General features: G+C 37.9%; 22 protein-coding genes. 7 read left to right on the top strand and 15 right to left on the bottom strand.

Features of this window, described 5'->3' with window-relative positions:
- Window positions 1-74: 74 nt before the first annotated feature.
- The 7 genes from ABD005_RS02055 to ABD005_RS02025 form a co-directional block, all read right to left on the bottom strand.
- On the bottom strand, window positions 75-860 hold the full coding sequence (locus ABD005_RS02055; protein ID WP_215980223.1) for a hypothetical protein: 786 nt from the start codon (window positions 858-860) through the stop codon (window positions 75-77).
- A 236-nt stretch (window positions 861-1,096) separates the two neighbouring features.
- On the bottom strand, window positions 1,097-1,522 hold the full coding sequence (locus tag ABD005_RS02050) for a secondary thiamine-phosphate synthase enzyme YjbQ (RefSeq protein ID WP_215980224.1): 426 nt from the start codon (window positions 1,520-1,522) through the stop codon (window positions 1,097-1,099).
- Window positions 1,523-1,561: 39 nt separating this feature from the next.
- Window positions 1,562-2,542: a LysR substrate-binding domain-containing protein gene (locus tag ABD005_RS02045; RefSeq protein WP_343814418.1), complete on the bottom strand. Its 981-nt coding sequence runs from the start codon at window positions 2,540-2,542 to the stop codon at window positions 1,562-1,564.
- Between the two features lie 221 nt (window positions 2,543-2,763).
- The gene (locus tag ABD005_RS02040) at window positions 2,764-3,291 is read right to left on the bottom strand and encodes a VOC family protein (protein WP_343814415.1); all 528 of its coding nucleotides are present in this window, start codon (window positions 3,289-3,291) and stop codon (window positions 2,764-2,766) included.
- A gap of 212 nt (window positions 3,292-3,503) precedes the next feature.
- Complete coding sequence (gene purU, locus ABD005_RS02035; RefSeq protein ID WP_215980227.1) at window positions 3,504-4,364, bottom strand: formyltetrahydrofolate deformylase; 861 nt, start codon at window positions 4,362-4,364, stop codon at window positions 3,504-3,506.
- Window positions 4,365-4,504: 140 nt separating this feature from the next.
- On the bottom strand, window positions 4,505-4,732 hold the full coding sequence (locus ABD005_RS02030; protein ID WP_215980228.1) for a VF530 family protein: 228 nt from the start codon (window positions 4,730-4,732) through the stop codon (window positions 4,505-4,507).
- Between the two features lie 75 nt (window positions 4,733-4,807).
- The gene (locus ABD005_RS02025) at window positions 4,808-5,536 is read right to left on the bottom strand and encodes a glutathione peroxidase (protein ID WP_215980229.1); all 729 of its coding nucleotides are present in this window, start codon (window positions 5,534-5,536) and stop codon (window positions 4,808-4,810) included.
- A gap of 337 nt (window positions 5,537-5,873) precedes the next feature.
- Here ABD005_RS02025 and hutG point away from each other — a divergent pair, with 337 nt between their 5' ends.
- A complete protein-coding gene (hutG, locus tag ABD005_RS02020) occupies window positions 5,874-6,656 on the top strand; it encodes an N-formylglutamate deformylase (protein ID WP_343814408.1) in 783 nt (260 codons plus the stop codon).
- A 23-nt stretch (window positions 6,657-6,679) separates the two neighbouring features.
- Entirely contained in the window at window positions 6,680-8,074 is a 1,395-nt protein-coding gene (locus ABD005_RS02015; RefSeq protein ID WP_343814405.1) for a formimidoylglutamate deiminase, read from the top strand.
- An 87-nt stretch (window positions 8,075-8,161) separates the two neighbouring features.
- On the opposite strand, the gene ABD005_RS02010 is transcribed toward ABD005_RS02015, so the two are convergent.
- Window positions 8,162-8,518, bottom strand: coding sequence for a hypothetical protein (locus ABD005_RS02010; protein WP_215980232.1), 357 nt, complete (start codon window positions 8,516-8,518; stop codon window positions 8,162-8,164).
- A gap of 136 nt (window positions 8,519-8,654) precedes the next feature.
- Here ABD005_RS02010 and ccoG point away from each other — a divergent pair, with 136 nt between their 5' ends.
- The 3 genes from ccoG (at window position 8,655) to ABD005_RS01995 (ending at window position 11,907) form a co-directional block, all read left to right on the top strand.
- Window positions 8,655-10,121: a cytochrome c oxidase accessory protein CcoG gene (ccoG, locus tag ABD005_RS02005; protein ID WP_343814401.1), complete on the top strand. Its 1,467-nt coding sequence runs from the start codon at window positions 8,655-8,657 to the stop codon at window positions 10,119-10,121.
- Window positions 10,121-11,098, top strand: a complete 978-nt coding sequence (locus ABD005_RS02000; RefSeq protein WP_343814397.1) for a serine/threonine protein kinase — start codon at window positions 10,121-10,123, stop codon at window positions 11,096-11,098. The genes ccoG and ABD005_RS02000 overlap by 1 nt, the downstream gene beginning before the upstream one ends.
- A 161-nt stretch (window positions 11,099-11,259) precedes the next feature.
- Window positions 11,260-11,907, top strand: a complete 648-nt coding sequence (locus ABD005_RS01995; RefSeq protein WP_343814395.1) for a thiol:disulfide interchange protein DsbA/DsbL — start codon at window positions 11,260-11,262, stop codon at window positions 11,905-11,907.
- A 72-nt stretch (window positions 11,908-11,979) separates the two neighbouring features.
- Here the strand turns inward: ABD005_RS01995 and ABD005_RS01990 are convergent, their stop codons facing one another.
- The 3 genes from ABD005_RS01990 to ABD005_RS01980 form a co-directional block, all read right to left on the bottom strand.
- Complete coding sequence (locus tag ABD005_RS01990) at window positions 11,980-13,050, bottom strand: trypsin-like peptidase domain-containing protein (protein ID WP_215980236.1); 1,071 nt, start codon at window positions 13,048-13,050, stop codon at window positions 11,980-11,982.
- A 131-nt stretch (window positions 13,051-13,181) separates the two neighbouring features.
- Window positions 13,182-14,537 (bottom strand): Do family serine endopeptidase, encoded by a 1,356-nt coding sequence (locus ABD005_RS01985; RefSeq protein WP_343814391.1) that lies wholly within the window; start codon window positions 14,535-14,537, stop codon window positions 13,182-13,184.
- A gap of 110 nt (window positions 14,538-14,647) precedes the next feature.
- Entirely contained in the window at window positions 14,648-15,103 is a 456-nt protein-coding gene (locus ABD005_RS01980; protein WP_343814388.1) for a Z-ring associated ZapG family protein, read from the bottom strand.
- A gap of 247 nt (window positions 15,104-15,350) precedes the next feature.
- Here ABD005_RS01980 and zapE point away from each other — a divergent pair, with 247 nt between their 5' ends.
- Entirely contained in the window at window positions 15,351-16,466 is a 1,116-nt protein-coding gene (zapE, locus tag ABD005_RS01975; RefSeq protein ID WP_343814385.1) for a cell division protein ZapE, read from the top strand.
- Between the two features lie 209 nt (window positions 16,467-16,675).
- Here the strand turns inward: zapE and ABD005_RS01970 are convergent, their stop codons facing one another.
- The 4 genes from ABD005_RS01970 to folB form a co-directional block, all read right to left on the bottom strand.
- On the bottom strand, window positions 16,676-17,548 hold the full coding sequence (locus ABD005_RS01970; RefSeq protein ID WP_343814382.1) for a co-chaperone YbbN: 873 nt from the start codon (window positions 17,546-17,548) through the stop codon (window positions 16,676-16,678).
- Window positions 17,549-17,635: 87 nt separating this feature from the next.
- Window positions 17,636-18,463, bottom strand: coding sequence for an undecaprenyl-diphosphate phosphatase (locus ABD005_RS01965; RefSeq protein ID WP_343814380.1), 828 nt, complete (start codon window positions 18,461-18,463; stop codon window positions 17,636-17,638).
- A 65-nt stretch (window positions 18,464-18,528) separates the two neighbouring features.
- A complete protein-coding gene (gene folK / locus ABD005_RS01960) occupies window positions 18,529-19,014 on the bottom strand; it encodes a 2-amino-4-hydroxy-6-hydroxymethyldihydropteridine diphosphokinase (protein ID WP_343814378.1) in 486 nt (161 codons plus the stop codon).
- Window positions 19,014-19,370: a dihydroneopterin aldolase gene (gene folB, locus ABD005_RS01955; protein WP_215980242.1), complete on the bottom strand. Its 357-nt coding sequence runs from the start codon at window positions 19,368-19,370 to the stop codon at window positions 19,014-19,016. Before folB ends, folK begins: the two co-directional genes overlap by 1 nt.
- 230 nt (window positions 19,371-19,600) lie before the next feature.
- Between folB and plsY the strand changes: the two genes are divergently transcribed.
- Window positions 19,601-20,191: a glycerol-3-phosphate 1-O-acyltransferase PlsY gene (gene plsY / locus ABD005_RS01950; RefSeq protein ID WP_343814374.1), complete on the top strand. Its 591-nt coding sequence runs from the start codon at window positions 19,601-19,603 to the stop codon at window positions 20,189-20,191.
- Window positions 20,192-20,205: the final 14 nt, after the last annotated feature.

Raw genomic sequence — 20,205 nt, 5'->3', positions numbered from 1 at the left:
GCGCTAGATAAATATGTTTAGCGCAGCGTTAACTGTTTAAGCTGAAAGCTTGAATTTAATTTTTAGTAAATATGTTACAGCTGATAATTAAATTCAATGCGATGGTCGCCATCGGCAAAGTTGACATTTTTATTCCAGTTGGCAAAGTAGCGTAAATTCATACGAGGGTTGATTTGGTAACTAGCAACAAACTCATGAGTTAATATATTGCTTTGGTTTGCGCCATAATAGTTGTCTTTATAGTTATCAGAGCCTGCAACTGTCGTGAGCCAAAACGGGTTGTAATTCAACCAAATCTTATCAGTAATGGTAACTTTCGCATACATCCCTACTAAGGCATATGCTCCCATGGTTGAGTAACCACTGTCGTAGCTGCCGTCATCTTCAAGTACATTTTCACCTACTGAAATACCTGCACCTGCAAGTGGATAAAAAGTAAAAATCCCTTGTGGCGGTAAAGCTTGAATAAAGCTATAAGACACATCCATGCTTTCATCCGACACTAAACTAGCTTTAAGGTTGTAATTAGCGTCAATTTGGGTTGCGCGACCATTTGTTAGGTTGGTACCAAAGTTACGAAAGCGAAATGAGTCTATCGAGTCAGTTGTTTTATCATCATCACGAAAACCGAAAACATCACCGTAAATACCTTTGACTTCGATTATATTCATACCAGCGGTACTTTTATCACCAGTATCATAGGTTTGACCAATTTTTAAATTAATGCCTTTATCTGTAACTCCAAAGCCTGCTTGGGTATATACCGCAAGGGGGTCTGACATGTCTTGCACTTCTTTCTCTTCGGCAGCGATAGTTGTCAGTGGTAATAAAGTTAGTAAGCTTAGTAAAGTGTATTTCATTACTTAATCCTTTAATTTTTTAAAGTGGCCGTATGAGCAACCTTTATGCTACAAGTCTTATTGCTTAAGGGGATTGCTCAAAGGCAGTACTTTAATAAGTTATATTTTAGTGATTTAAACTATAGTTCACGCTTGGTAAAATATAACAGCAGCTAAAATTAAATCATGTTAACGTTTTCTGAACAACGTTTAACTTATTTTATAGTACGTTATGTGGAGCATCTTGTAAGGCTAAACTATGAAATGTTGCCATTAATTGTCGCGACAATGGTTCTACTGCCGCCGTAATCTCTATGTTCACCTAAATAGATCCCTTGCCAAATTCCCATATTCAAAACCCCTTGGCTAATAGGTATTGTTAAACTACAGCCTAATGTACTGGCTTTTATATGAGCAGGCATATCATCGTCACCTTCATAGGTATGTTGATAATAGGCAGCACGCTCGGGTACAAAATGATTAAAATGCGCTTCCATATCGCTACGCACTGTTGGATCTGCATTTTCGTTGATAGTTAACGAGGCTGAAGAGTGCTTAATAAATAAGTGTAAAATGCCACATTCTACTTGCCTGAGTTCGGGTAAACTTCTGATAATTTCATCAGTTACTAAATGGAAGCCACGTTTTCGTGCTTTTAAGGTTATTTGTGTTTGATACCACATAGTTATTTCCTAGCTCCTTTTTAGCTATTTATTAATGCATTACTCATTATTTGCATATAACTGAGCAAAAGCTTGCATCGCTTGCGGAATAAGTTGTTCTATTATAGTTACTTGTGAGTTACCTACTTGATAGCGAGCATACAAGGTTTTAAATACCCCATGTTCACCTAAACGATAGCTTTGTAGTAGTGATTGCTGAGCTTGGCTACTTACTAACCAATCAGGCAATGTGGCAACGCCCATATTTGCTGCCACCATTTGTAGCATAATATGACTATTGTTCACTTGCTTTACTTTTGCTGGCGTAACCTTTGCGGGGGTTAAAAAGAGCTTGAAAATATCTAATTCTGTTATCGGTAAAGGGTAGGTTAATAAAGTGAGTTGCTGAAAATCTTGTGCGTTTAAATAGTTATAGTGTGGGTTTAGTTGTTGCTGTTTTGATGATACTGCTACTACCTCAAACTGGCCTATTTCATGATACACAAAAGTATCATCATTGTGTCTTTCATCGGTAAATAAAATATCGACACTTTGATCGTTCTCTTGTTGATGGGGGCTAGATGAAGACATTTTAGTTGAAGATTGAGTGGTTATGCGTGGAAAGTTTTCATCAATAAACTCAATGTTGTACGAATTGTTATAGGCTGAATCGTCAGTAATACTGTTAGTATTACTTGGTGAAAAGTTATTAATTACTGGCAATAGCCACTGAAAACACGCATGACAGGCAACGGCTAAGCGTAAGCTCTGTTTTTGTTTACTTGGTGCTTTTAATTGCTGCTTGGTCTGTTCTATTTTTGGGAGAATGTCAGTTGCTAAAGCGAGTAATACTTTACCTGTTTCAGTAAACTCTATTGGCGAACTGTTGCGAATAAATAGTGGCGAACTTAAACGGCTCTCTAAGTCTTTAATTTGATGTGATAAAGCCGATTGACTGCTAAATAATTTGTCGGCAGCTTTACGAAGATTCCCGGTATCGGCAAGTGCTGCCATGGTTTTTAAATGTTTAATTTCGAACATGGTTAACTCCTTTCAACTTCCTGTTGAATTATTTTCGGCTATTTTTCCTATCGCTTTTCTAAAGTATAACTATTTAAACGTCTAGACGTCTATATGTTTTTTGATGTTTAGTTGTTCTCATGACTATTTATCATCTAGGTAGGTCTTAAAACGAAAAAAGCGAGCTTATGAGCTCGCTTTTGTTTATTTTCGTGAAGGCTATGCTGTTATCGCTTTGTTATCTATGACTCGTGCAACCAAGCAGCGTGTTGTGGAGCACGCTTAGTGACAGACCACTCTTCTATCATGTCTTGTGCTACTTCATTTAATTGCTGGTATTGCTCAGGGGTACCAATATCAGCGGCTAGCTCTAAACGGTGACCATTAGGGTCGAAGAAATAAATAGATTTAAATACGCCGTGATTAACGGGACCTAACACATCAACGCCTTTGCTGACGAGTTCATCTCTTGCTGAAACTAACGCTTCAACATTACTTACACGTAAGGCAATGTGTTGTACCCATGCTGGTGTATTTTGGTCACGATCCATTTCTGGGGAGTTAGGTAGTTCAAAAAAAGCGAGTACGTTTTCGTTACCTGCATCTAAAAAAATATGCATGTAAGGATCAGGGGCTTTGGTTGAAGGCACCTCGTTTTCAGCAATTGCTAATACTAAGTCCATGTTTAACATGTCTTTGTACCAGTTGGTTGTTACTTTCGCATCTTTACATCGATACGCAACGTGATGAATTTTTTCAATGTTAATCATAAGCAGGACTTCTTTATTTAAAGATCGTTAGATAAATAGTTAAGCTAATTTTAATCATAAATTTAATCGAGGGGCTAATGTTGACGATATTTAATAAGTTGACTGGCGTTACTGTGAGTTGACGCATGTATAGAAATTATTACAGCGTAGTTTTTATCAACATAATAAGAGGAGCTATGCTGATAAAAACCGATAAATAGAGCAGCTGCTGTTTAAGCCAAAATAACCGTTTTATCACCGTTTAAACAAACACGTAATTCTGCGTGCATGCGCACCGCATGGCTTAGGGCGGTTGCCTCTAAATCGTGACCCATGTGCACCATTTGGTTTATGGTGAATGTGTGGTTAATTGGTTTAACTTCTTGAGCAATAATAGGTCCTTCATCAAGGTTTGCGGTCACGTAATGTGCAGTAGCACCAATAACTTTTACGCCTCGTGCGTGTGCTTGATGGTAAGGACGTGCGCCTTTAAAGCTTGGCAAGAATGAATGATGAATATTAATAGCATGCCCTTGTAGCTGCTGGCATAAATCATCAGATAAAATTTGCATATAACGGGCGAGTACTAATAAGTCGACATTTTTCTCTTTCATTAGCGCTAATATTTGCGCTTCTTGTGCGGCTTTAGTGTCTGGGGTGACCGGTAAGTAATAAAAAGGCACGTCATGCCACTGGCTTAATGACTCACAGGTTTGGTGATTAGAAACCACTCCTACAATATTAACTGGCAGAGCACCTGACTTCCACTTGGTTAATAGTGATACTAAACAGTGATCATCTTTTGATACTGCCACTAATATATTGGGGAAATCTTCACGCTTTCTTAGTTGGTATTGCATGGTTAAGGGTTTAGCTAACTCGTCCATTGCTTGCAAAAACTCTTGGCTAGATACGTTTAAATTTCTGTCATCAAAAGCAATGCGCGAGAAAAACGTTTCAGTATACGGGTCGCTGTACTGTGATGTTTCGGTAATAAAAGCGCCGTGAGCAAATAGGCTTTGCGAGACTTGTGCTAAAACGCCCGTATTATCAGGACACTGCAATGTTAAAATATAATGGGTAATACCAGACATAAATAACCTAAAGATAAAATTTTATAGTTTCATCATTAGATATTTTTAAAGGGATTACTAGCGTTTTCATAGCCCTTATTGCTATAAGTAGCTAAACAAACGTTATAGTGAAAGCGCTTAGTTATTTTTATTAAAACGTGTTATTGAGATAGCTTATGTTTATTTTTGATATAAAGTTGTTCAACTTTTTCACGTGCCCATGGTGTTTTGCGTAAAAACTTTAAGCTTGAGTTAATACTCGGGTTGTCAGTGAAGCATTTAATTTTAATTTCTTTACCGAGCGCTTCAAAACCAAAGTAGGCTTCTAGGTCGGTAACTATGGCTTTTAAGGTAATGCCATGTAGTGGGTTATAAGGTTGGTTATCCATGATGAGAAACTTTAAAAAATAAAACACAATAGGGTGAGTATACCACTATTGTGTTTAGAGTTTTATCAACTTTGCTTAGGCAAAGTGTTTAACTAATTCATCATGGCCGCCAATGTGCTTCCCATCAATAAATATTTGTGGCGTAGTGTCACCGTTACTAATAGCGCGCATCGCAGAAAGTGATGTGTTTTCGCCGAGTACTAGCTCTTCATAACTTAAACCTTGCTCAGCTAATAACGCTTTAGCTTTAGTGCAGTATGAACAACCTGGCTTAGTAAACATGGCTACGTTAGCTTTTGGTAATGCCTCAGGGTTAATAAAGTTAAGCATAGTATCAGCATCAGATACTTCAAACGGGTCGCCTGGTAAGTCTGGCTCAATAAACATTTTTTCAACAACGCCATCTTTTACTAGCATTGCATAACGCCAGCTGCGCTTACCAAAACCAATGGCTTTTTTGTCAACTAATAAGCCCATGCCGTCAGTAAAGTCACCATTACCATCAGGAATAAAGCTAATGTTGTTAGCGTGTTGGTCACTTGCCCAAGCGTTCATAACAAACGTATCGTTTACTGATACACAAACGATTTCATCAATACCATTTTCAAAAAACTTAGGGGCTAATTCGTTGTAACGAGGTAAATGAGAAGATGAGCATGTTGGCGTGAATGCGCCAGGCAATGAGAAAACAATAACGGTTTTACCTGAGAAAATTTCCTTGCTGTCACGTTGGCTCCAATCATCTTCTGCTCTTATTGGAAAGGTAACCGATGGTACTTTTTGACCTGTCATATCTTTAAACATAGTGTGCTCCAAGGTGGTTTAAAATGTTAACGCTAATAATTAACTTGGGACTATTATGTTGATATTCAAGTTAAATATAAAATTGTAAATACCATTCATTACGATAGGTTTTACCTATTAATGAGCGGTTTAATATTTTATTCAACACATAGACCAAGCCGATAATGTTTTTTGTCTTCAATTGTTGTCTTTACTCATAGTGGCTAGCTTAGTTTAGTACGCTATAAAGAATAAGATACTTGTAGCAGCGATAAATAAGTATTAAGGGTTTGCTAGTAAGCACTACTGCGTGATAAATTAGCGATATTAAAGTTGTATATACAATTTGGTGGCACCGATGAATTCAAGTTACACAATAGATAAGGGTAGCATTGGCATGTTAATTAGCATGCCACATAATGGCCAGGCAATTGCTAGTGAAATAGCGAACACTATGACCGAAACTGCAAAGCAGGTTCCTGATACTGACTGGTATATGGACAAACTCTATGACTTTGCTCTTGAGTTAGGGATTAGTATTATTAAACCTAAATATAGTCGTTATGTTATTGACTTAAATAGAGATATTTCCGGTGTTAATTTATACCCTGGTGCCAACAGTACCGAACTGTGCCCAACCACAGCCTTTGATAATAGCCCGTTATATTTACCGCAACAAACACCAAGTGAAGCTGAAATAAGTCGCAGAATTGAGCAATATTGGCAACCTTATCATCAAGCAATAGCTACAACCTTAGCTGAAATGAAACAAGAGTTCGGCAAAGTAGTTTTATTGGATGCCCACTCTATTTTGTCTCACGTGCCTCGCTTTTTTGAAGGGCAGCTACCAGATTTTAACTTTGGTAATGCTGATGGTAAAAGCTGTAGTGATGATCTTATTGAAAAAATTCAACAGCTTGATTTGTCACCATACACCAGTGTTGTTAATGGTCGCTTTAAAGGGGGCTATATAACTAGGGCTTATGGCGACCCAGCTAATAATATTCACGCTATTCAGTTAGAGCTGTCGCAACATACTTATATGGACGAGCCAAGTGATCATTATAATGAAGAGAAGGCTACTCAGGTAAAGCTTAAATTAGCGAGCTTTGTTAAATGCTTGGCTAACTTTGCCAAGTAAACCTTTAGATATAGAAGATAATAATGAAATTATACGCAGACAATATTTTGTTACAGGCGGGTTGGGCAAAGCAACAAACCCTTACCATTGAAAACGGTATAATCACTGCTATTGAGGCAGGTTTTGTTGAAGGTGCCGAAGTTGCCAAAGGGGCTGTTATCCCCGGTATGGTTAACTGTCATTCTCATGCATTTCAGCGAGCATTTGCTGGTTTTAGCGAGCAGGGCAGCGAAGGACAAGATAGTTTTTGGACTTGGCGAAAAATTATGTATCAATTTTTAGCGCAGCTAACTGAGCATGACGCTAAAGTGATCGCTAAACAGCTTTATATAGAAATGCTTAAAATGGGCTATACCCGTGTTGCTGAGTTTCACTATCTTCATCATGAAATTGATGGCAGTTGCTATGAAAATACTAGTGATTTAGCTAATAGCTCTGGCTTAAGCACTATGGCTGAATCAATATTTAAAGCGGCAAGCGAGTCAGGTATTGGCTTAACCATGCTGCCGGTATTGTATCAATACAGCGGCTTTGGCGCTCAAGCAGCTAACGATGGTCAAAAACGTTTTATTAATTCTACCGAGCAGTTTAATCAATTAGTGACTGAGTGTTTTGTCTTAAGTGAGCAGTACGCTAATACGAACGTTGGTATTGCGCCACACTCATTACGAGCGGTTGATAAACAGTCGTTAACTGAAGCTGTTCAGCATGTGCGTGCTTTAGATGCCAAAGCGCCTATTCATATTCACATTAGTGAACAGCAAAAAGAAGTTGATGATTGCTTAGCGCATTATGGGAAACGTCCAGTACAGTGGCTACTTGATAACGCCTCACTTGATCAACATTGGTGTTTAATCCACGCAACGCATATTAATGAAGATGAGCGAAAAGGTATTATTGCAACTAAAGCTATTGCGGGGATTTGCCCTACCACAGAAGCAAATTTGGGCGATGGTATTTTTCCAACGACTGAATTTTTAGCCGAGCAAGGCACCTTTGCGATAGGCTCTGATAGTCATATTTCAGTTAACCCCATTGAAGAGTTACGTTGGTTAGAATATGCACAGCGCTTAATTAAGCAACAACGTGCTATTTTAGCGAATAACGAGCAAGCCTCGGTAGGTCAAAATTTATGGCAACGCGCAGCACAGGGTGGCGCTCAAAGTACCAATGCTAATACAGGCCTTTTAGCTGTCGGGATGCAAGCTGATTTAGTCGTGCTAGATGGTCGTAAAACGCAATTGTTTGCTCATGATAATAAACACTTACTTGATAGTGTTATTTTTGCAAGCCAGCAAAGCCCAGTTTGTGATGTTATGGTAAATGGCCGTTGGGTAATACGAGATACATCGCATAAACAAGAGCTGGAGAGTGCTGATGATTTTTCTCAGCTGTTAGCACGCCTTTCAAAATACTAGTTTTTTTACATACGAGTTAACATAAAAATTTATGTCAAAAGCCTTAACAAATTACCTTTGTTAAGGCTTTTTTGATAATGCGCAATACTAAAACATATTGGTATAGTTAGAAATTACTTGGCAAACTTGTTTTTGATGTTTGAGATGTAGCACGATATCACGCGTCTCTGTTTGGCAAATATTATGATAAAACTCCTTAACATTTGCACGAGAAGAGGTAATAGACTTTACTTGCGCTATTTCTTCTGGAGAATAAGCGGTCATCTTAGGCTCTAGGTCGGTATATATTTTCTCAGCCTTTAAGCGGACTTTGGTATCGCTAAGCTCAGCAAACTGATCTAATAAATATTCCTTTTTTTGGTTATAAAAATTAGTCACTTCAGCGTTAGGATAAAAGTGCAAATAAATCGCAATGGCGACGATTAAGATCAATAATTTTTTCATACAATGTCTTATAATATTGAGTAAGTTATTATGTTATATTAATTCAGTGATTTAGGGCAATTAATTTCCTGTTACGACTGCCTAGTCAATAAAAGCACTAAAACAAAGTGTATCACTCATTTATCAAGGATTTATCGTGAGAGCAAACGACCAATCATCCTCATCGTCAAATAAGAGCAAAGATAATGCTGTATCACAGCATATTCCAGTGAAAAATATTAAAATACACGGGCAAAAAAATACGGGCAAAGATCGTTACAAGCCGGGTGACCAAATTTATGTCCGTAAAGTCTCGGGCTTCTTTCAAAAACTAAGACAGCGCATGAATATAATCTTTTTTGCGGTGTTTGCGATTATTCCGTGGTTGCAATATAACGGGCAACAAGCGGTACTGTTTGATATTACAGAGCAGCGCTTTACCTTGTGGGGCTTAACATTATGGCCACAAGATTTGACGCTTTTAGCGTGGATTTTCATTTTTAGTGCCTTTTTACTGTTTTTTGTTACTACCTTTTTAGGGCGTGTTTGGTGTGGCTATATGTGTCCGCAAACCGTATGGACCTTTATTTTTATTTGGTTTGAAGAAAAAATAGAGGGCACAGCTAATCAGCGTAGAAAGCTTGATAAGCAAAAAATGAATGCGAATAAGTTTATCAGAAAAGCTTTAAAGCATAGTGCTTGGCTATTTTTCTCGCTATTAACCGCAATGACCTTTGCCGGCTACTTTTCTCCAATGCAATCGTTGTTTATTGATACCTTCACTTTTAATATTTCTTTGGGGATGGCAGGTGTGCTCGCCTTTTTCGCGTTGGCAACATACGGTAATGCAGGCTGGATGAGAGAAACCGTTTGTTTACACATGTGTCCTTATGCGCGTTTTCAATCAGCAATGTTTGATAAAGACACAGTAACGGTTTCTTATGACGCAGAGCGTGGTGAAGGCCGAGGTGCACGCGGGCGCAAAGAAGACCCTAAAGCGCTGGGCTTAGGTGATTGTATTGATTGTAACTTGTGTGTTGAGGTTTGCCCTACCGGTATAGATATTCGTAATGGTTTGCAGTACGAGTGTATTAATTGTGGTGCATGTGTTGATGCGTGTAATGGTGTTATGGATAAAATGAATTATGCTCGAGGGCTTATTCGTTATACCACCGAGCATGAGTTGAAGCATAAGAAGGTACATGTAGTACGCGGCAAGTTAATTGGCTACGGCTTGTTACTGGTGATTATGAGTAGCATGCTGATTTTAGAAGTAGTTAATCGTGTCCCATTATCGTTGGACATTATTCGTGATAGAACAGAGCTAGCCAAAGAAAACTTTAATGGTGAAATTGAAAATGTTTTCACCTTGAAAATATTAAACATGTCACAAACCGATAACACTTATAAGTTGTCAGTCAGTGGCATAGAAAATACTCAATGGCATGGAGCACAAGAAATTACGGTTAAAGCGGCAACCGCATCTACTTTGCCAATTAGTATTTCAGTTGACCCTTATGATTTAAAAGGTTACATGACAGATATTACTTTTACCGTAGAACAAATAAATACCGACTCTGAGGTGAAGGTTGCGCAAGAAAGTCGCTTCTTCAATAAACGTTAATGGCAGTATTTAGTTTTGAGTCACTATCACCTGATTTGATTATTGACGGTTTAGAAAGCGCAGGGTTTACGGTTGATAGTGGTTTGTTGGCGTTAAATAGCTATGAAAATCGTGTTTATCAATTTCATGATGATAACTTAGTTAAATACGTCACTAAATTTTATCGACCTCAGCGTTGGCAGCTAGCGCAAATACATGAAGAGCATGACTTTTCATTTGAGTTGGCTGAAGCTGAATTACCGATTGTTGCGCCACTTAAAGTTAACGGTAAAAGCTTGTTTGAATACCAAGGTTATCATTTTGCGGTATTCCCTTGTCGAGGCGGTCGCATATTTGAAGTTGATAACTTAGACCAGCTTGAATGGATGGGTCGCTTTGTAGGGCGAATTCACGCAGTGTCAGCGCAAAAACCGTTTGTACACCGACCAAGTTTTACTTGTGATGAAATGCTGCTTGGGGCTCGTGAACAAATAGCGAGCTCGGGTTTTGTTAGCCAAGGCTTAGTAAAACCATTTTTTACTATTTTAGATCAAGTGATTACTGTTGCGGCTGAGCAGTATCAACCACGTAATCAAATTAGGCTACATGGTGACTGCCATGCAGGTAATATTTTGTGGCGTGACGAAGGACCACACTTTGTTGATTTAGACGATTGTCGAACGGGTCCTGCCATTCAAGACTTATGGATGATGCTCTCAGGTGACCGACAAGATAAATTGTTACAACTTGATACCCTATTAATGGGTTATGAAGAGTTCTTTACGTTTGATAATAGTGAGTTACTTTTGATAGAATCACTACGTACTATGCGTGTGGTTAATTATATGGCATGGTTATGTAAACGCTGGTCAGATCCTGCTTTTCCACAAAATTTTCCTTGGTTTAATACCGAGAAATATTGGGAGCAGCAAATATTAATGCTTAAAGAACAAATGTCAGCATTACAGCTGCCACCGTTAAACTTACAAAACTTTTAATCCGTTATACTCATAAGTTTTATTGGGGGCAAACCTTAGTAAACAAGCCTTGAAGGTATAGTTTGATAAAAGCTTTGTGGTAGGTAAAAAACAGAGTTAGTAATATAAGATTAAGACAATAAACTAACATAGATTACATTAAAGAATCCTTAGGAAGTAAAATGAATAAATTTTTTAAACCGTTATTAGCCCTATTAGTACCACTGTTTGCTGTTTCAATTACTGTTTGTGCAGAGCAATATACAGAAGGTAAACAATATACTAAAGTAAATGAAACTGTTTCAACTAAAAAAGAAGTACGTGAATACTTCTCGGTATATTGTGGACATTGCTTTAAATTTGAACCTGTAATGCACGAAATAAAAAAGGAACTGCCTGAAGATACTGTATTCGAACGTAATCATGTAGATTTCTTGCGTGGTGCAAGTCCTCAAATTCAACAAATGGTGACTAAAGCGACCGTTGTCGCTGAACACTTTGATAATACCGATAAACTTATTGGCGCGCTGTTTAATTATGTCCATGTACAGCGTGCAGTTATTGCTTCAGAAAAAGATGTACGCAATATATTTGTACTTAATGGTGCCGACGGTGAAAAATTTGATAAATTAATGAACAGCTTTAATGTTAATAGTAAAGCTAAACTATTGAAGAAAAATCAACAGACAATGGCTGACAAAGGAGCATTAACTGGCGTGCCTACTGTTATTGTAAATGGTAAATACCGTATTAACCCATCAGAACTAGATCGTAATAATTCTTTAGAAGATTATAAAAATCTTGTTAAACACTTACAAACATTAGATTAGTAGTTAAGTTACTTAGGTAAATGTATGACCTATAAAAGCGCGATACTATCGCGCTTTTTTTATACTCTTAATTTAGCCTTTAAATTCTAAAATGGTCACTACAACTTCTATTGCTTTGCTATGACGGTAAATCTTAAACACTAAGTCGGTATTAGGTGGGGTTTCTGCAATAATATCTAAGGCTTGGTTAATGCTATGAATAGGTTGGTTGCCTATTTGATAAACAATATCACCAGCTTTGATGTTAGCAATATCTGCAGGGCCATTTTCAATCACTTCGCCAATAACAAAGCCACCAATATCTACGCGGTAATTATCAACAGAAATTCCTAACCAACCTCGTACTACTTTACCGTTTTCAATAATCTGACGCATTACTTTATAAGCGAGTTGATAAGGAACAGCAAAGAAAATCCCTTGAATATTAAGTTGAGGATCAGATTGAGTAAATTTACGTGAGTTAATGCCAACCAGTATGCCGTTGCTATTAATTAACGCACCACCTGAGTTACCTTCATTTATAGCAGCATCCATTTGTAAAAACTCTAAATAGCTGGTGTTACTTAAGCCATTTCGTCCAGTGGCGCTAATAATGCCTTGAGTAACGGTTTGACCTAAATTTAGTGGGTTGCCGATAGCTAAAACGATATCTCCCGCGAGTGAACTTTGATTAGGCTTTTGCGCTATAACGGGTAAGTTGTCGGCGTTTACGCGCAATACAGCTAAATCGGTATGTTGATCAAAGCCAATGAGTTCCGCAGGTAATAGTTGTCCGTCTTGTAGAACAACTTTAATAAGATCAGCCTGCTGAATAACATGTAGGTTAGTTAAAATAAAGCCTCTTGCATCCATAATAACACCAGAGCCTAAGCGGGTGCTTTTACGCGCTTGCCTACCGTACCTTGGGTTAACCTCTATCTTTTCAGAGTAAATGTTAACCACAGAAGGGCTAGCGATACTTACCGCTTTTGCAAAAGATAAGGGAGCTTGCTCGCTATTATCACTTTTAAAAAATGTGCTGATAAAAGCACTACTATGTAGACCTGGTGCAATACTAGGAAATAGTATTAATAACAATACAGCTAATGCTACACCATAACTAATACCGCTAAGTATATATTTTAATAACGAAAATAATTTCAAAGTACAACTCTTTTTAGTGAGAGGTTAATTTGAGCAGTGTAACATAAAAAAAACCAATTACTTGACCTAGGTAGTCATCGTAATTGGCTTTTTTGACTTATTATTACCGACAGTTTATCGGTAAAATAAAGTTAGCGGATCATCAAATATTGAGCATGGCCATCACGAACGATACTCAAGGCAAGTACACCTTCTTTATCTTTTAAGTAATCACGTAATTGCGCAATATTTTTAATACGGCTACGGTTAATTCCTGTGATTAAATCTCCGGACTTTAATCCTACCATTTGTGCAGGAGAGCCTTGCGCTACCTCTTCAATGATAATACCTTTGTTGTTTTTATCATTTTCAAGTTTCGCACCTTCGAGCATACGGTGAATACTCTCTGCTGCAATATTACTGCCTTCAGATTGTTTTAATTTCACGGTAAAGGTTTTCTTATCACCATCACGAATAACGGTTAATTTAACCTTTTTATTAGCGCCGATTGAGCTTATTTTTGCGCGTAACTCAAAGAAGGTACGTATATTTTTACCGTTAAGCTCAACAATAACATCACCTGCTTTTATACCAGCCTCATCAGCTGCTGAGCCTGGAACAACTTGTTCAACAAAGCTACCTTGGCTGCTTTTAAGTTCCATTGCTTGCGCAATGTCATTATTAACACTACGCCCAGCAACCCCTAAAATACCGCGGCGTACTTCACCAAACTCAATAATTTGCTGAACTAGGTTGTTCATCATATTACTTGGAATGGCAAAGCCAATACCAACATTACCACCACCTGGGCCTAAAATAGCGGTATTTATACCAATAAGTTCACCGCGTAAGTTCACTAAAGCGCCACCTGAATTACCACTATTAATAGCCGCATCGGTTTGAATGAAATCTTCAAAGTTTTCAATATTTAAATTGCTGCGACCTAGCGCACTGACAATACCCGAGGTAACGGTTTGACCTAAGCCAAATGGGCTACCAATAGCAACGGTGAAATCGCCAACACGTAATTCATCAGAGTCAGCTAACTTAATTTCACTGAGTTTATCGGCCTCAATTTGTAATAATGCTATATCACTTTCAGCATCACTACCGAGTTTTTTAGCGGTTAACTGACGACCGTCTTTAAGCGTAATAAGAATTTCATCAGCATTTTCAATAACGTGATTGTTGGTAACAATGTAGCCTTTATCGCTATCAATAATTACCCCTGAGCCTAAACCTCTAAAGGGGCGCTGTTGTGCTTGGTTAGGGTTACGATTACCAAAGAAAAATTGAAAAGCCTCTGGTACATTCTGCTGTTTGACTTTATGGGTACCTTTAACGGATATGCTAACAACAGCTGGTGTGGCATGTTCTAGCATTGGCGCCAAACTTGGCATGGTTTGTCCATCTACAGAGGTTGGCCATGCGGCAACGGCAGGTAAACTAGAAAGTGCCATGGTTGAAGAAAGTAAAGCGGCACTTATTGCAAGGGATAGTTTTTTCATAATTAAGCGTTCTCCGAAAAATTAACAACTGGATGATTACTAGGTCAAACAGCAACCTAGTTATTACACCCTGAAATAGACTAAGCAGAAAGGCTTTAGTTCAGTTTTCGCTACTTTGCAGTTGTAACAGTTTGTGTATTATCTGCAAATAAACCACTCGGGTTTCCTGAGTAATCTAGCGGGGCTTCAGTAACTTCTTCTTGAGATTTACTGTCGCCTTTAGGGTGTCTTAAGTTAGCCGTTTGTGCCAATTGTTGCTGTGTTTCAACCGAGAAAAAAGGCATATTTTCTACATCAACATGAGTTGCTTGCTGTAACAGCTGTGTACTCTCATGCATTTGCTTCATAGCCGTTTGGCAGGTGCTATTCATTTGCTCTAACAGTTTTGCTGAGTTGGCTAAATGGTCGGCAACGTCTAATTTATATTGCTCTAATGCAGCTTCACTTTTAGTCGCTTGATCAACTAACTTACGTTGCTCTTTACTTGATGAAGAAAGCAAACGGTTGGCAAAAAAACCAATAATACCACCTGCAACTAATGAGGCTAAAATGATGAGTTCATTCATAAATGTACCTTACCTTGTTTTAGAAAAATGAGTGAAAAATAACATTATACCCATTCCCTGTATTTTAGTATGTAAATTGCGAGTTAATGCAACCAGGGAACTAATTTAATGGACTTGGTATTATGATAGTTTACAATACTATCAAGCGTATTTGCTCATTATTTCTCTGAGTATTTTTAAGATATCTTGGCAAAATTTTCGATTTCAAGCGAAAAGATTATCAGTTTTACATAAAAATAGGTTTTATATGATCCCACTTTCACCTCTTGATAAATATAAACAAGATTTACTTAAAGATGATTTTCTTTTTGATGCCGCACAAGAAAATGCAGTAAAGCATTTACAGCGCTTATTTGAAGATTTGCAGAATAAGCCTGTGGAAGTGGCTGGTTTTAAAAAAATCATGAGTCAGTGGAAAAAAATTTACAGCAAAGCAGAAGTTAAGCCTATCAAAGGGGTTTACTTTTATGGCGGTGTTGGTCGAGGAAAAACCTATTTAGTTGATACATTTTTTGACTGTCTACCTTTTCAAAATAAAATGCGTGTGCATTTTCATCGCTTTATGCACCGAGTACATCAAGAGCTAAAAGGGCTTTCAGGGCAGTCTGATCCATTAAAAATTATCGCGAAAAAATTCTCAAAAGAAACACGAATCATTTGTTTTGATGAATTTTTTGTTTCAGATATTACTGATGCGATGATTTTAGGCGGTTTGTTTGAAGAGTTGTTTGCGCACAACGTAATTTTAGTGGCAACTTCAAATATTGTTCCTGACGAGTTATACCGTAATGGTTTACAGCGAGAACGTTTTTTACCTGCAATTCGTTTGATTAATGAACATACCGAGGTGGTTAATGTTGATAGTGGCGTTGATTACCGTTTGCGTACTTTAGAGCAGGCCGAAATTTATCATTACCCGTTAGATGATAAAGCGACTCAAAATTTGCAACATTACTTTAAGCAACTTTCTAGCGAGAATGTCACTGTTGGGCAGAGCATGGAAATTAATAACCGTGAACTTGAGACGGTTATGCTAAGTGATGGCATTGCTTACTTTGACTTTGCAGTGCTTTGTGAAAGTGCCCGTAGCCAAGGCGACTATATGGAGATAAGTCAATTATGTCATACGGTATTATTAGCTAATGTTAAACAAATGGGTGTGGACAGTGACGATAGTACTAGGCGCTTTATTGCCTTGGTTGATGAGTTTTACGAGCGTCACGTTAAACTTATTATCTCAGCCGAAGTTGCATTAGAAGCGTTATACAGTGGTGGGCGTTTAGCCTTTGAATTTAAACGTTGTTTAAGTCGCTTGCAAGAAATGCAATCTCACGATTATTTAGCAAGTGAGCACTTACCTTAACGCTATTTCACTTTATAGCCATAGCAGGTTAGCGGATACATCCGCTTATGTAACCTGAACTCGGTTTAATAGATATTTAACAAATTGAAATATCAGAAAAAATCACTTTTCATTTGTTGAGCCGAGCTCAAATTAAGTAATATTACTGAGCTATAAAAAAAGCCTTAATTGTATTGATTCAATTAAGGCTTTTGTGTGTGCTTTATAGCTTAATACATTAAGGTATAAAGTTTGCGACGGTATTTGGTGGCAAGTAAATCTCCATCGGGCAATGACTTTAATATATCAAGTAATAACTCTCGGCTTTTTACCGCTGAATTACTGCCATCATCGTTAATAGTGCCACCAGCACGAACTAAATTAAACAGTAGTGCCAGTGCCTCTTCATTACGATTAACTTGGTTATACTGAGCAGCAAGTTGTTGCGTTAATACAGCATCGTCAGGGTTGTTTTTTAACTGTGTTTCTAATGCTTGTATTTCAGGCGAGTTAGCGGCTTCGTCAGCTAATTCAAGCTTGGCAATTAGTGCTTTGTAGTAGCTGTCTTGATCTGCCATTAAAATGCTATCAAGCAGTGCTCTTGCTTCGTCATTTTTACCGCTTTGCAATAAAACGTCAGCGAGCACTAATTTAATATCTGCACGTTCATTGTTTTCTTGGTAAGCCTGACTTATGGCTTGTAGTGCATCAGCGAGTTTATTTTCAATTAAAAAAGTCTGTGCCTGTTGTAGTAATAAATCTTCAGCTTTAGGCAGGTATTTATCTAAAAATGCCGCAATAGTCGCTTCTTCTTGAGGGCCAGAAAGCCCGTCAAGTGGTTGGCTATCCTTCACTAAAATAGCGGTAGGTAAACCTTGAATACCAAATTGCTGGGCAATTTGACCTTGGCTTTGACAGTCAACACTTGCTAATAAGATATGATCTGTAAAAGGGGCTACTTTAGTGGCAAGCGCATCGCGCAACGTAATACTCTCAGGGACTTGCTCAGCCCAAAAGCTAACTAACACAAGTTTGTTTTTTGATTCATCAATAATAACTTGTTGAAAATTTTCTAGGGTGATTTCAATCATATTTGTATTCACGGTATATCCCACTTATGGTCTCGTTTAGTCTCTATATGCGTCTATATAGCAATTTCTCAAGGGAAGTCACGGTTAAAAGTTTAGTTATTAAGCTAAAACAAACCACAATAAACCAGCACCTAAAATTAATCGATAAATAACAAATGGCATCATGCCGACTTTATTCACTAGAATTAAAAAGTAATGTATACAAGCATAAGCGCTAATAAAAGCGAGTAAGCTGCCAAGCCCCATGGCATACCAATCTACACCTTCTGCTGAAAGTATTAATTTTAAAGTAAGGTAACTACCTGCCATGGCAATGGCTGGAATTGAGAGCAAAAATGAAAAACGTGCGGCGTTATCACGGCTTAAGCCAAGCATTAAACCAATTGTCATGGTAATACCTGATCGTGATGTGCCAGGAATAAGGGCAACCGCTTGCGCTAAACCAATTAACATCGCGCCTTTTAGCCCTAACTTTTCGAGTGGTTTATTTACTTTTCTATGGCCGGCTTTTACATCGGCAAAGCCTAATAAAAAGCCAAACAGTAATGTGGTTGCAGCAATAACTAATGCAGAGCGTAGATGCTCTTCAATATAGTCTTTGCCAAATAAACCAAATAAGCCAGCAGGTACTGTGGCTAGAATAATCCACCAAGCTAGTTTACCATCGAAGCTTGCTTGGCTGCTATTGGCTGCGGGGCCTATATTAACCGTACCTAACCAAGCAACGGCCATTTCACCAACCTCTTTTCTAAAATAAAGCACGACGGCGAGTAAACTGCCAACATGTACGGCAACATCAAAGCCTAATCCTTGATCTTGCCAGCCTAGAATTTGCGATGGCAATATTAAATGTGCCGAACTTGAAATAGGTAAAAATTCAGTTAAGCCTTGTAGTAAAGCTAAGATAATAATTTCTAAAGTACTCATTTAGCGTCGTTGTCCTTTAACTCGGTGATTGGGCAAATAGGGTGTAATTTTGATTAAATGCAGTTTTACCAACACGGCTCAATAATAGCTAGTTGCTGGCTTTTTTTGTCGTAATTTTGCCATAACTCGTGGTAGCTTTTGTTTAAAATAGGGTGCAATAAGTTGGGAGCTACTTGGCTTAATGGCCATAAAACAAAAGCATTGGTTGTTATTTCTGCGCGCGGTAATTGTGCGGGGTGTTCGCATATTAAATCATCAAAAAGCAATAAATCTAAATCTAATGTTCGCGGGCTAAATTTTTTCGCATCAAAGCTACGACCATTAGCAAACTCTATTTCTCTTAATGTGGCGGTTACTTGTTCAATATTTTTATTGGTTTCTATACCAATCACCATATTATAAAAAGCAGCGCCACTAAAACCGATGGCTTTACTTTCAAACAATGAAGATAAGGTTAATGTGCCAAAAGCTTTAGTGAGTGCTTCAATACCTTGCTTTACATTCTTTTCACGATTGATGTTGCTACCAAGTGAAATGTAAATAGTGGCCATTAGTTATATTGACCACGTTCAATTTCAACACCTACCGTTTGCGTATTATGCACTGCACCGGGTTTACCAATGCTTAGCTTTAACCAAGGAATCTGGTACTGAGTCATTAAAAAGTTAGCTAAACGCTCTGCTAAGGTTTCAATTAAGTCAACGGGGTTTTCATTAGCAAAACGCTCAACGGCAAGTGAAATATCCGCATAATCTAAGGTTTTGGCTAATTCGTCATTTTTTGCTGCTGCGGCAATATTCCAACCCATGGCTAAGTCTATTATTAAGGTTTGCTTTATTTCTTTTTCCCACTGATAAAAACCAATCGTTGTTTGTATGCTCAAACCTTTGATGAAAACTTTATCCATTATTGCTCTCTAGTACTCTTTATCGGTAATCGTGCCATAGTCATACAAGCTTAAACGTATTATTAGTTTGACTATATGCTCTAATTAATTATATTTTTACAAAATAAACGCCGAGTTTACCTGTGTAACTGTAGAAAAACTAGCGCAGAACAAGATAGAATAATAAATGTCGAAACTTTTTTAGTTTACCCCTTTGCCTTAACAGATATTTAGTAACGGATTTCTCATATATGTTGATATTAACGCTTGCCATGATTATTGCGGCCTATTTAATAGGTTCAATTTCTAGTGCAATTTTAATATGCAAAGCGTTAGGCTTACCTGACCCAAGAACTTTCGGCTCTAAAAACCCTGGCGCAACTAATGTGTTGCGTATATCAAATAAAATGGTAGCACTAACGGTGCTGATGCTTGATGTATTAAAAGGCACTATTCCGGTATGGGGCGCTTACTTTTTAGCGGTTGAACCTTTGTATTTAGGCTTTGTTGGTGTAGCTGCTTGTTTAGGGCACATGTACCCAGTATTTTTTGGCTTCAAAGGTGGTAAGGCAGTTGCTACCGCATTAGGCACTTTGCTTCCTATTGGTTTTACTTTAGGAGCCTTACTAATGGCAACATGGCTGGCGGTAGTTAAGGTAACTAAGTACTCAAGTTTAGCCGCTATTATTACGGTGTCACTTGCACCTATTTATGTCTATTTGCTTAAACCTTTATATGTTTACCCTACGTTAATGCTCAGTGCGCTGATTATTTTTAGGCATCGTGCGAATATTGCTCGATTATTAACAGGTATGGAAAGCAAAATTACTCATAAAATTTGAATTTTTTGTTGATA

This window comes from Colwellia asteriadis (assembly GCF_039523295.1).
Classification (GTDB): Bacteria; Pseudomonadota; Gammaproteobacteria; order Enterobacterales; family Alteromonadaceae; genus Colwellia; species Colwellia asteriadis.
The sequence above is the reverse complement of the archived record's forward strand: the minus strand, read 5'-3'. Positions and strand labels throughout refer to the sequence as shown.